Source organism: Companilactobacillus sp. HBUAS59699, from assembly GCF_036913575.1.
Lineage (GTDB): Bacteria > Bacillota > Bacilli > Lactobacillales > Lactobacillaceae > Companilactobacillus.
Genome location: NZ_JAYKTV010000003.1, coordinates 405,670 through 417,053, shown reverse-complemented (window position 1 = coordinate 417,053; position 11,384 = coordinate 405,670). Strand labels below are relative to the sequence as shown.

At 37.1% G+C, this 11,384-nt stretch carries 12 protein-coding genes; 5 read left to right on the top strand and 7 right to left on the bottom strand.

The genetic code is table 11. The annotated features are described in order from the left end of the window. On the top strand, positions 1-402 hold a 402-nt coding region (locus tag U8519_RS08475), incomplete at its 5' end, for an RNA-guided endonuclease InsQ/TnpB family protein (RefSeq protein WP_334329882.1). 142 nt (positions 403-544) lie between these two features. Here U8519_RS08475 and U8519_RS08470 read toward each other — a convergent pair. Continuing rightward, positions 545-1,714: a thiolase family protein gene (locus tag U8519_RS08470; protein ID WP_334329881.1), complete on the bottom strand. Its 1,170-nt coding sequence runs from the start codon at positions 1,712-1,714 to the stop codon at positions 545-547. A gap of 93 nt (positions 1,715-1,807) precedes the next feature. On the opposite strand from U8519_RS08470, the gene U8519_RS08465 reads away from it, so the two are divergent. Beyond that, complete coding sequence (locus tag U8519_RS08465; protein ID WP_334329880.1) at positions 1,808-2,092, top strand: hypothetical protein; 285 nt, start codon at positions 1,808-1,810, stop codon at positions 2,090-2,092. On the opposite strand, the gene galU is transcribed toward U8519_RS08465, so the two are convergent. The 3 genes from galU to map are packed head-to-tail and all read right to left on the bottom strand — an operon-like array spanning position 2,093 to position 4,787. Then, positions 2,093-3,001, bottom strand: coding sequence for a UTP--glucose-1-phosphate uridylyltransferase GalU (galU, locus tag U8519_RS08460; RefSeq protein ID WP_334329879.1), 909 nt, complete (start codon positions 2,999-3,001; stop codon positions 2,093-2,095). 11 nt (positions 3,002-3,012) lie between these two features. Beyond that, complete coding sequence (locus U8519_RS08455; RefSeq protein ID WP_334329878.1) at positions 3,013-3,978, bottom strand: YihY/virulence factor BrkB family protein; 966 nt, start codon at positions 3,976-3,978, stop codon at positions 3,013-3,015. 11 nt (positions 3,979-3,989) lie between these two features. After that, positions 3,990-4,787, bottom strand: a complete 798-nt coding sequence (gene map, locus U8519_RS08450; protein WP_334329877.1) for a type I methionyl aminopeptidase — start codon at positions 4,785-4,787, stop codon at positions 3,990-3,992. A gap of 124 nt (positions 4,788-4,911) precedes the next feature. Between map and U8519_RS08445 the strand changes: the two genes are divergently transcribed. Both U8519_RS08445 and U8519_RS08440 read left to right on the top strand, forming a co-directional pair. Then, on the top strand, positions 4,912-5,367 hold the full coding sequence (locus U8519_RS08445; RefSeq protein WP_334329876.1) for a flavodoxin: 456 nt from the start codon (positions 4,912-4,914) through the stop codon (positions 5,365-5,367). A gap of 3 nt (positions 5,368-5,370) precedes the next feature. After that, positions 5,371-5,853: a GtrA family protein gene (locus U8519_RS08440; RefSeq protein ID WP_334329875.1), complete on the top strand. Its 483-nt coding sequence runs from the start codon at positions 5,371-5,373 to the stop codon at positions 5,851-5,853. Between the two features lie 633 nt (positions 5,854-6,486). Here the strand turns inward: U8519_RS08440 and wecB are convergent. After that, on the bottom strand, positions 6,487-7,629 hold the full coding sequence (gene wecB / locus U8519_RS08435; RefSeq protein ID WP_334329874.1) for a non-hydrolyzing UDP-N-acetylglucosamine 2-epimerase: 1,143 nt from the start codon (positions 7,627-7,629) through the stop codon (positions 6,487-6,489). Between the two features lie 405 nt (positions 7,630-8,034). Here wecB and fba point away from each other — a divergent pair, with 405 nt between their 5' ends. After that, complete coding sequence (gene fba / locus U8519_RS08430) at positions 8,035-8,901, top strand: class II fructose-1,6-bisphosphate aldolase (RefSeq protein ID WP_334329873.1); 867 nt, start codon at positions 8,035-8,037, stop codon at positions 8,899-8,901. 451 nt (positions 8,902-9,352) lie between these two features. Here fba and U8519_RS08425 read toward each other — a convergent pair whose 3' ends face one another. Together U8519_RS08425 and U8519_RS08420 are read right to left on the bottom strand one after the other, a co-directional pair. Then, positions 9,353-9,676 carry a metal-sulfur cluster assembly factor gene (locus tag U8519_RS08425; RefSeq protein ID WP_334329872.1) on the bottom strand — a complete coding sequence of 108 codons (324 nt, stop codon included), beginning with the start codon at positions 9,674-9,676 and terminating at the stop codon, positions 9,353-9,355. A 132-nt stretch (positions 9,677-9,808) separates the two neighbouring features. Next, a complete protein-coding gene (locus U8519_RS08420; protein ID WP_334329871.1) occupies positions 9,809-11,164 on the bottom strand; it encodes an FAD-dependent oxidoreductase in 1,356 nt (451 codons plus the stop codon). Positions 11,165-11,384: the final 220 nt, after the last annotated feature.

Here is an 11,384-nt window from a genome sequence, read left to right as displayed (position 1 = left end):
GTATCCAAATTACAAAAGTCAGTCATGAATCAACGTTCAAACTTTTTAAACAATCTTTCAACTACACTTATCAAGAACCACGATTTGGTAGCTACAGAAGATTTATCAAGTAAGAACATGTTGAAGAATCACGCTTTAGCTATGAGTATTTCCGATGTTGGTTGGAGAACATTCCTACAACAACTGGAGTATAAAGCTGAGCTATATGGCAAAACTTTTGTAAAAATCAATCCTTATAATACAACGCAGACGTGCTCTGATTGCGGTTATTGGATGAGAGATGAGGAACACCTCACTTTAAATGATAGAGAGTGGACTTGTCCAAACTGTAATACATTCCACATCAGAGATCACAACGCTGCTAAGAACATCTTGGCAAAAGGATTGAAAGAAATAGCTTAAATAAACAGTCCGTTCGGCAACTTGTGGACTATAAAAACCTTGGTAATTACCATGTAAGACCTAATCTGATTAGGCAACGGCGTATCTAGGTAAATTGTAATGTACGATTCTTAGGATTGCGTATTCTTACAAGCTCGTTACTTTAGTGACGAGTAGTTGACGATAATTTGATCCCTAATGCCATACCCATACCGCCACCGATACAGATCGATGCGATACCAGTTTTTTGGTCAGTACTTTGCAATGCATTGATCAAGGACACAATCAACTTGGCACCGGTAGCCCCTAAGGGATGACCGATGGCAATTGCTCCACCATGAATATTGACTTTGTCAGCTGGCAAATTAAGATCACGGGTAACAGCTACTGCTTGAGAAGCAAAAGCTTCATTTATCTCAAATAAATCAACATTATCCAAGTCAGTATCATACTTGTCGATGTACTTTTTGATAGCATAATATGGTGCGTATCCCATAAAGTTAGGATTAACTCCCACTTCCGTATATCCGGTGATCTCAGCCACATAATCTAGTCCTAATTCTTCTGCCTTAGTCTTAGTCATCATGATCAAAGCAGCTGCGCCGTCATTCAATGGTGATGAATTACCGGCAGTGACCGTTCCGCCTTCTTCAAAAGCTGGCTTCAAAGTTTCCATTTTTTCAAGTGTAGTATTGGCACGGATCGACTCATCTTTAGTTATTTCTTCACCATTAACTTCGATCGGAATAATCTCGTTTTGCAATTTATCAATTGAATTAGCCGCTTTTTGTTGTGAAGCAAAGGCAAATTGATCTTGTTGTTGTCTAGTTACAGCATATTTCTGGGCCACATTCTCAGCCGTGATACCCATATGTTTGTTATTAAAAGCATCCCATAAGCCGTCACGAAAAAGAGTGTCTCCTTGTTCATCACTTGCTTCCAATTTACCAACACGTTTGGCGTAAAAGGCCGCATTCGACATGCTTTCGATTCCTCCAGCAACTATAATATCTGCATCGCCTAGTAATAAGGCATTAGTTGCTTCATGTACTGCTTTCATCCCTGAACCGCAGACTTGATTCAAAGTCATTGCTGTTGATTCAACTGCAGCTCCAGAATTAATAGCAATTTGTCTGGCAGGATTTTGACCCGCACCAGCTTGATAAACATTTCCAAAAATGAATTGATCGACCGATTTAGGATCGACCTTATTCATCTTAAGAAGTTTTTTAACTAACTGCGTACCCAGCTCAACTGCTGATACATCAGCAAATTCTCCACGGAATTTACCAATAGCAGTGCGCTTAGCATCTATAATTACAACTGAATCCATAAATTTGTATCCTCTCATTTGGTAGAATTACTCTAAGCTTTAATAATAATTTATCTGATGAAATAAAACAATGAAAACGATGGTGTTTATCTTATGAGAATCATTGATTTAATCTTATTGCTAAATGATTTTAATCGTAATAATCGTATCTACACGGAAATAAACAAAGAAAAGTCAGCGGTCGTTGACTTATCTATTGAAGACGACGGCATTTATTTGAAAACTTCCAATAAGCTCAAGGGTATTAAAAATTGGGAATTCCTACTCTTGTTGAACAAAAAAACTTATTATGAATTACCACTTTATTACGGCAACAAAAAAAATCACCACCAACTCTTTGGATTCAGAGTCGCTGATGATTGTATTTTATTAGGCTAATTATTTAGATTTCTTACCCTTATTGTCTTCAGCTTCAAGTTTCTTGCTCAAGTCTAAGATGTACTTTCTCAATTCATCCTTAACTTCGGGATGAGTCAATCCGTATTCGATATTTGTCTTAACGTAACCAAACTTGTTACCGACATCGAATCTTTCACCTTTGAACTCATGAGCAAAGACTCTTTGAACCTTGTTCATACGATCAATTGCATCTGTTAATTGAATTTCATTACCAGCACCAGGTTTTTGAGTCTTCAATAAGTCAAAAATCTCAGGTGTTAATAAGTAACGTCCAATAATGGCTAAGTTGCTAGGAGCCTCTTCAACCTTTGGCTTCTCAACAAAGTTCTTAACGTTATAAAGACCGGGAGCATGTTCTCCTTCAGGGTCGATCACTCCGTATTTTGAAACATCCTTATCAGGAACTTGCATAACGGCGATCGTTGAAGCGTGTGTCTTCTCATAATCATTGATCAATTGCTTAGTCAATGGAATTTTATCAGTCATCAAATCATCACCCAGCATAACTACGAATGGTTCACCTGAAATAAATGATTGTGCTTGAGCAACCGCGTCACCTAACCCATTTGGATGGGCTTGACGGCTGTAATACAAGTTGACACCAAGATCAGTTGTTGATTGAACGACCTTCAATAGGTCTGTCTTATTCTTTGATTCCAAATTTTGTTCCAACTCAGGAGCAGCATCGAAGTGATCTTCGATGGAACGCTTATTCTTACCAGTGATGATCAAGATATCTTCAATACCTGAAGCCTTAGCTTCCTCAACGATAAATTGGATAGTTGGTTTATCAACGATTGGCAACATTTCCTTAGCCAATGCTTTGGTTGCTGGCAAGAATCTTGTTCCTAATCCTGCAGCTGGGATGATAGCTTTTCTTACTTTCATTACTTATCTCCTTATTTGTTATTCTCATGCATCTTCAAATATGTACTTAAACGACCAGTATTCTTACGCAAATATGGACCTTTACTTGCTTCCGCAAAGCCGACATTAACTGCATTTCCAAACAGAAAAATAGTTACTGACATATTGATCCACAACAAGAAAATAATAATTGCACCAATCGTTCCATAATTATCCCAAGCTGATCCAAAATACTTCAGATAATAAGAAAACAATTGCGACAGCGTCAATATTCCCGCCGTTGCGATGACTGATCCTAATAAGACATAGTGAAGCTTTAGTTGAACATTAGGTAAAAAATAAAATAAAGCAAAAACGATCAAGAACATTATAACAATAGCTAACGGCCATTTCCATCTCATAAATTCGTCTAATGCAGTTTGTAGAGCCTGAACTTCAATTAAACTGATCAACCAATTAAGAATCGTTTGCCCGAAGGTAAAGACTATAATTACCGCTACAGCAACGATTATCAAGAAAAATGTCATGATAAACGCCAAACCACGTCTAATTATATAATTCAAAAATGTTTGATTAACGAACAAACTGTTAATATCCAAACCATAAGCTTGATTCATCGACAGTTGCGCCGTATTCAATCCTCTCGATATCGCCCATAACGCAAGAACAATACCAACTGACAAGATACCAGTATTTGAACTAGTAATAACTTTTTCAATTACTGGAATGAAAGTATCATGAAGGTTTTCCGGCAAAATGAATTCTACATAAGAAACAACCGTTGGCCTGTCTAAATGCAATAATGGTATCAAGTTACCAACAATAATAAAGGCCGGAAATAAAGATAATAGTAAATAATACGTAACAGCCTTCGAGGCCATTGGTATATTGGCATCCCCTACTGCCTGCACAACAAATTTCACAAATTCAATGAATTTTTTATGTCGCGGAATATCTTGAGCAAACACAGGTATCGGCTCATTTTTATTTTCGTCCATTTACCCCACCATTATTTCAATAGATATTTAGCATCAAATTCAGGATCTTGAGATGTCAAAATCTTAGGACCGTCTTTTGTGATAGCAATTGTGTGTTCGAATTGTGCTGAATCTGAACCATCAGCTGAGACAAAGTATTCCCAACCATCAGCCTTAACGAACTTATCTTTGATCTCCCAAGTTCCTAAGTTGACCATTGGTTCAATCGTAATAGTCATACCTTCACGTAGGCGAAGTCCTTGACCAGGTTCACCATAGTGAGGAACGTTTGGAGCTTCGTGCATTGTAGGCTGGATACCATGACCGATCAAATCACGAACATCACCCATATGTTGCTCGTCTTCAACATAGTGTTGAATTGCATAGCCGATATCGCCTAAACGATTACCAACCACAGCTTGATCGATACCTAAGTATAGAGCCTTGTGAGTAACATCCATCAAGTGTTGATCCTCAGCTGACAATGTTCCAACAGCATATGTCCAGCAAGAGTCACTTTCGTAGCCATTCAAGTTAACAGTCATATCAACTTTGAGAATGTCCCCATCCTTTAGAATCAAGTTCTTACGAGGGATCCCGTGGGCAACTTCATCGTTAACACAAACACAAGTTGCGTATTTGTAGCCTTCAAAACCTTTTTCAGATGGTCTCCCACCATGATCAGTTATATATTTATCAGCAAAATTCTCAATTTCCATTGAAGAAATTCCTGGTTTGATAATATCTCTTAATCCGATATGAACATTGGCAAGTAGTTCGCCAGACTTTCTCATACCTTCTATTTCACGTGCAGATTTTAATGTAATCAACTTTTGCATTTCCCTTCAAAAAAAAATAAAGTCGCTTTTATTATAACATTGTCCGGTATTTTCATTTAGATAGTTGTTTATTTTTGCTATAATATCCCAAGAATGTAAATTGAGAGGCATTGATATGACAAAAGTAAAAATCGTTTATGCTAGTATCACTGGTAACGATGAAGATATCGCATACGTCCTAACTGAAAAGTTTGAAGAATTGGGTATGGACGTTGATATGAGCGAAGTTTCACAGACTGATGCTTCAGACTTCGAAGACGCTGACATCTGTGTTATCGCAAGTTACACTTATGACGACGGAGTTGTTCCTGACGAAGCTCTGGACTTTTTCGACGACATGAAGGATCTTGATTTAACGGGAAAAGTCTACGGTGCATGTGGATCAGGTGACCATTTTTATGAAGATTTCTGTCGAGCTGTTGATGAGTTTGCTGACGTCTTCGAAGAAGTTGGTGCAACCAAAGGATCAGATCCCGTTTACGTTGAACTAGCACCAGAACAAGCGGACATCGACGACTTAGATAAATTCGCAGAAAATATCGTAGCAAAAGCTAAAGAAATGGATGAATAGAAAATGAATTTCATTAGAAAACACCGCGACTTCGCGGTGTATTGTCTATTTGGATTCCTTGCATCTATTATCAATATCGTTATTTTTGATCTATCACACAATAGTTTTGGCATTCCTCTGTGGCTTGCTAACACAATTGCCTGGTTCATCTCAAATGTTTTCTCATTCTTTGTCACGAAGATATACGTCTTCAAAACACCAATGGGAAGCTACAAAAAAATGTTTAATGAAGGAATTTATTTTATCGTTTCAAGATTATTCTCGCTACTGTTCGATGATATATTCATGATCGTAGCGGTGTTGATCTTCCCATTAAATAACATCCTCATTAAGGCAATCGACCAATTGGTAGTTGGGTTATTCAACTACTATTCATCCAAATGGATCTTTAATTACAACAATCGAAATATTATTGAAAAAATAAAGCAATTCAGGGTTTCGCAAAAAAGCAACCCAAAAAAAGAAAGTGAAGCTAAGGAAATTTAGCCCACTTTCTTTTTTGTTAGAAACTGCCGCTTCCGGCCAGAAGTAATTACATCTGTAGCAGGACCAGCCTGAGCCAAAAAGCGGTCTCAGCCTTCGCTTTCTTGCTTTGCACAAACCGCAAATCAAGAAAGTCGTCCAGTGCTGTAAATGTGGGGAAACCACCCGCATTAACACCACTTTTGCTACTGATTCCATTACTTCTGGCCTCCAGCTGATTTTTATCGGATATAGTTAAAATGGTTATTTATCAGAATTTCCTGGTAAATAACCATTTTTTATTTTTCTTAATTAACGGTTAGGTTAGTTTTATATCCAAACAAAAAAAATCCCTTCACATACTGTTAAATGAATTCACTCTGTTTCATCCAACAAACGTAAAGAGATTACAATTTTATTTTTTAAAATAAAGAAATCAACTACTATGCCACCATTCAACAGGTAACACAAACCTAGCTGCTGGCGGGCAACAACGGAATCCGCCGTAATAGTTTACTTAGCGATTTATCGCTTAGTAAACTGGACGACTTTGAAGACTACAGGCTTCAAAGCGAGGTTGAAAACGAAGTTTGAAACCGGTCCTACGGCAGATGGAGTTGTTGCCCACCAGCAGCGGCAGCAAACTACCAGACAAATTTATTCAAACTCATCCGGCTTAACATCAGTCTGACCAAAATGATAGCTAATAGCATCCATAATTCTGTCAGATGCCTTACCATCCCCATAAGGATTCTTAGCATTTGCCATACGATCATATTCAGCCTTGTCTTCGATCAAACGACTCATCTCACGTTCAACAACTTCTGAGTCAGTTCCAACTAACTTCAAAGTACCAGCAGTCACACCTTCAGGACGTTCAGTCGTATCACGTAGAACTAACACTGGCTTACCTAGTGAAGGTGCTTCTTCTTGAACACCACCAGAATCAGTCATGATGAAGTAGCTCTTCGATGCTAGATTGTGGAAATCAACAACATCTAGTGGATCGATCAAATGAACTCGGTCTACATCACCAAGGATATCCTTAGCAGTCTTTTGAACGACTGGATTCAAATGAACTGGGTAGATCAACTCAATATCATCGTGCTTTTCAACCACACGCTTCATGGCACGGAAAACTTGTTTCATTGGTTCGCCTTGATTCTCACGACGATGCATCGTAATGAGAATCATCTTCTTATTAGGATCAATAATGTCCAAGATATCATGATGGTAATCTTGATGAACCGTGCTACGCAATGCATCAATAGCTGTATTACCAGTAATGAAGACATTTTCGCCATTGTGATTTTCCTTGAGCAAGTTAGCCTTACTTTCACTAGTTGGTGCGAAGTATAGATCGGACAAATCATCAGTCATTTGACGATTCATCTCTTCTGGCCATGGTGAATACTTGTTCCAAGTTCTTAATCCAGCTTCAACGTGTCCAATACTTGTTTGGTGATAGAAAGCCGACAAAGCAGCACTGAAGGTTGTTGTTGTATCACCGTGAACGAGAACAATGTCAGGTTCTTCTTTCTCAATGATGCTATCCAACTCTTTTAAGACCAATCCTGTAATGCCACTTAGAGTTTGGCGTTCTTTCATAATATTCAAATCATAATCAGGTTTGATTTTAAATATTTCCAAAACTGAATCTAACATTTCACGATGTTGAGCTGTCACAACAGTAACAGTTTCAAATCGATCACTATTTTGTTTTAATTTCAAAACTAATGGTGCCATTTTAATTGCCTCTGGACGTGTTCCAAAGACTGTCATAACTTTGATTTTTTTCAAATTAATCACCTCAATAACCTTCTCAAAGTATATCAGAATAACCCGGCTTTATGTAGTGGTCGAAACATTAGGACAATAATTAGATATTTTCTGAAAAAACTTGCTATAATTAATTTCATGATGATAAATATTCCGATGCTTATAATACTCAGCACACTCACGACATTACTTGCCTTTTTCCTTGTCATGGCAATTTACAATACATTTATGAAATCAAACGGAAAAAAATACTGGTGGTTTATTTTATTAGGGCTCATAATCCTTTATATCATAGCATTTATCGCCTATTTTCATTTCAGAGGTACACCTTTACTGTAAATACTTTTACAAAAAACATATGAATTCGTTAAGTTTTGAGTTAAAATATCAATTGTATTCAAAGATGAATTTATTGGAGGATTATCGATGGTTTTAACAAACGGTAACGAAATTTTCAACAACGCCCGTAAAGGCAAATATGCTGTTGGTGCTTTTAACATCAACGACTTGGAATGGACTCGCGGTATTTTAGCTGCAGCCCAAGAAACAAACACACCTATCTTGGTTCAAACATCAATGGGTGCTGCTAAGTACATGGGTGGTTATGAACTTTGCCTACACCTAGTACAAGACACAATCAAATCAATGGGTATCACAGTTCCAGTTGTTATGCACTTGGATCATGGTAACTATGAAGCTGCTAAAGAATGTATCGAAGTTGGTTACAACTCAGTTATGTTCGATGGCCATGACTTACCATTCGACGAAAACCTTGAAAAGACAAAGGAAATCGTTAAATTAGCTCATGCTAAAGGTATGTCTGTTGAAGCAGAAGTTGGTTCAATTGGTGGTACAGAAGATGGTATTACTGGTCTTGGTGAATTAGCTGATGTTGAAGAAGCTAAGACACTTGCTGCTACTGGTGTTGATTACCTTGCTGTTGGTATTGGTAACATTCACGGTGTTTACCCTGACAACTGGAAAGGTTTGAGCTTTGACCGTCTACAAGAATTAGCTGCTGAAATCTCAACACCACTTGTTCTTCATGGTGGTTCAGGTATCCCTAAGGAACAAATCGTTAAGGCTATCTCAATGGGTATCTCAAAGGTTAACGTTAATACTGAATTACAATTAGCATTTGCTAAAGCAACTCGCGAATACATCGAAGCTGGCCACGACCAAGATATCGATGCTAAGGGTTATGACCCACGTAAGTTACTTGCACCTGGTACAAAGGCTATTACTGAAACAACTAAGGAACGTATCGAATGGTTCGGTACACCTTCACTATAATAGTTGGTTATTAAGAGAGATGTTTATCATCTCTCTTTTTTTATGCTTATTTTCAAATTGGTATAGTTGCGATATACATTATTTACAGAAACTTTCCTCTTGTGAATTCATTTTAAGAAATCATCATCACAATATCGTTGATATGTCAGTGCTACAAGCTTGAATTGTTGTGAAGCCAAAATGTAAGATTGCATATATATTGTGAATTATAATTATTCCTGCTATACTGTGCATATAAATAAGAGAGAGATCTCTTAAGTAAGGAGGTCCTGCGATAATATTGGTATACTCAACAATTTTATCCACGCCTACTCTACTTCCTAATATAGCCTCCCTGGAATAATGCGTGGATAAGTTTTCGTAATAGATATATCCCCCACAGTTTTAGAAGTACAAACCCCTAATGAAAAAAGTAACCTAAGATATTTGCCGTCTTAGGTTACTTTTTTTGTTATTCTAAATTCATTGCTATTTTAGCGACACGACTCATCTTATCCATCGTCCACTTTGGTTCCCAAACTAACTTAATGTTGCACTTATCAATGCCCTCAACTGAAACAGCTGCATTATGAATCATCACCTTCAGATAGTCACTGGCTGGACACCACATATGAGTCAAAGTCATAGTTATTTCACACGTATCATCGATGATCTCAACATTATAAATAATCCCCAAGTTAACCACATCGACCCCTAATTCAGGATCTACTACATTCTCTAAAGCACACATTACATCTCCGGCACACTGATTTACATCTTCCACTTGCTTATCCATCTTTACGACTCCTCTCGGAATACGAAATGTATTTGCTTTCACATTCACACTTAATATATCATCTTTTTTGTTTTTTTGCACAAAAAAGGACAATTTTATTTATAAAAATTGTCCTAAATTTGTTTAAATCAATTATTCTTTATTTACGATACCATAATCCAACTTATCAATAGCTAACTGTGCTACTAAGTTTAAATAATTCCATGGATTATCATAATTTGGTTGGAACAACATATCAACAAATGCTAAATCATCGATCGTATTGTTGTTTTGAATGGCAATTGAGACAGCATTTGCGGATTGGGCCACTTCATGTTTACTGAATAACTGTGCTCCTAAAATTTTACGTGTGTCTTTATCGTAAACTAAGAAGATCGACAGCATTTCATTAGTTGGCATAAAGTCAGGACGATAGTTGGCATGGTATTCTACTCTATCAGCGTTGATTCCTGCAGCCAAAGCATTGTGTAATGTGATACCAGTCGAAGCCAAGGTATGCTCAAATAGTTCCATACCAGTTGATCCTTGAGTACCCATGTATTTTTGAACATTGCCAAAGACATTTTTACCAGCTAGAACACCTTGGCGAACAGCGTTCGAAGCCAATGGAATATATAGTGGTTTCTTTGTAGGATTGAAATTGACAGCACAAGCATCACCGGCTGAATAAATATCAGGATCTGATGTTTGAACGTATTCATTAATGATCAAGGCATTACGCGAATCCATATCCACTTGACCTTTTAGTAATCCCGTATTAGCGTCAAATCCAGTACACATAATAACTAGATCAGCCTTATGAGTGTCCTTATCAGTCTTGATAGTAATTTCCTTACCATCTTCAAAACCTTGGACACGCTCATTTAAATAAACGTGAACGTAATGATCTTTTAATAATCCGATTATCTTATCAGACAGAGGCTTATCAATATAATTCTTAAGGATTTGACCACCTGATTGAATCAAAGTTACCTCATGAACTGTATTAGCGTAACTTTCAGCAAGTTCGACACCAACGTATCCACCACCAACGATGGCGATACTTTGATAATTTTTAGCAGATTCATAAATACGCTTAGCTTGCTCATAATTCTTGCAATACAAAATACGAGGGCTATCAATTCCCTTAATATTAGGAGTACTTACAACTGAACCAGTTGTCATGATCAATTTATCATAAGTATCTTCAAATTCTTTACCAGTTTCAAGATCCTTAACGATCATTGATTTATTTTTAGCGTTGATTTTTTCAACACTGTGCTTCATCTTAACGGTTGCACCGAGACTTTCAAGTGTACCAGGGTCTGCATAGAACATGTCCTCTAGTCGATCAACGATTCGACCTAAGTACAATGCAATTCCACATGATAAAAATGAGATGTTGTCCTCACGCTCATATACGGTAACATCTGTTTCAGGGTGATCCTTCAAAATCTGTTCAACTGCAGCTGTACCAGCGTGTGTACAACCGACAATAATAACCTTCAATATGTGCCTCCCCATGGGACGTTTTTAATAGTTCTTTTTCATCTAGTAAATCAAAAGTCTTTAATATTAAAAGTACCACACTTATACTTTTTATTTTACTAAATTGTCCTAAAATATGTGAACCTTTTCTAACCGAATTATAGTTTAATTCTACACCTTGTAACTACCAGTTTCGACAAATTCATTTATCGAAAATTGAATGTACAAATGGAATATTTAT

Bases quoted from the DNA above. Each gene is read 5' to 3' on its own strand.
- U8519_RS08470 (WP_334329881.1), bottom strand. From the start codon at position 1,714: ATGGATTCAGTTGTAATTATAGATGCTAAGCGCACTGCTATTGGTAAA.
- U8519_RS08465 (WP_334329880.1), top strand. From the start codon at position 1,808: ATGAGAATCATTGATTTAATCTTATTGCTAAATGATTTTAATCGTAAT.
- galU (WP_334329879.1), bottom strand. From the start codon at position 3,001: ATGAAAGTAAGAAAAGCTATCATCCCAGCTGCAGGATTAGGAACAAGA.
- U8519_RS08455 (WP_334329878.1), bottom strand. From the start codon at position 3,978: ATGGACGAAAATAAAAATGAGCCGATACCTGTGTTTGCTCAAGATATT.
- U8519_RS08445 (WP_334329876.1), top strand. From the start codon at position 4,912: ATGACAAAAGTAAAAATCGTTTATGCTAGTATCACTGGTAACGATGAA.
- U8519_RS08440 (WP_334329875.1), top strand. From the start codon at position 5,371: ATGAATTTCATTAGAAAACACCGCGACTTCGCGGTGTATTGTCTATTT.
- fba (WP_334329873.1), top strand. From the start codon at position 8,035: ATGGTTTTAACAAACGGTAACGAAATTTTCAACAACGCCCGTAAAGGC.
- U8519_RS08425 (WP_334329872.1), bottom strand. From the start codon at position 9,676: ATGGATAAGCAAGTGGAAGATGTAAATCAGTGTGCCGGAGATGTAATG.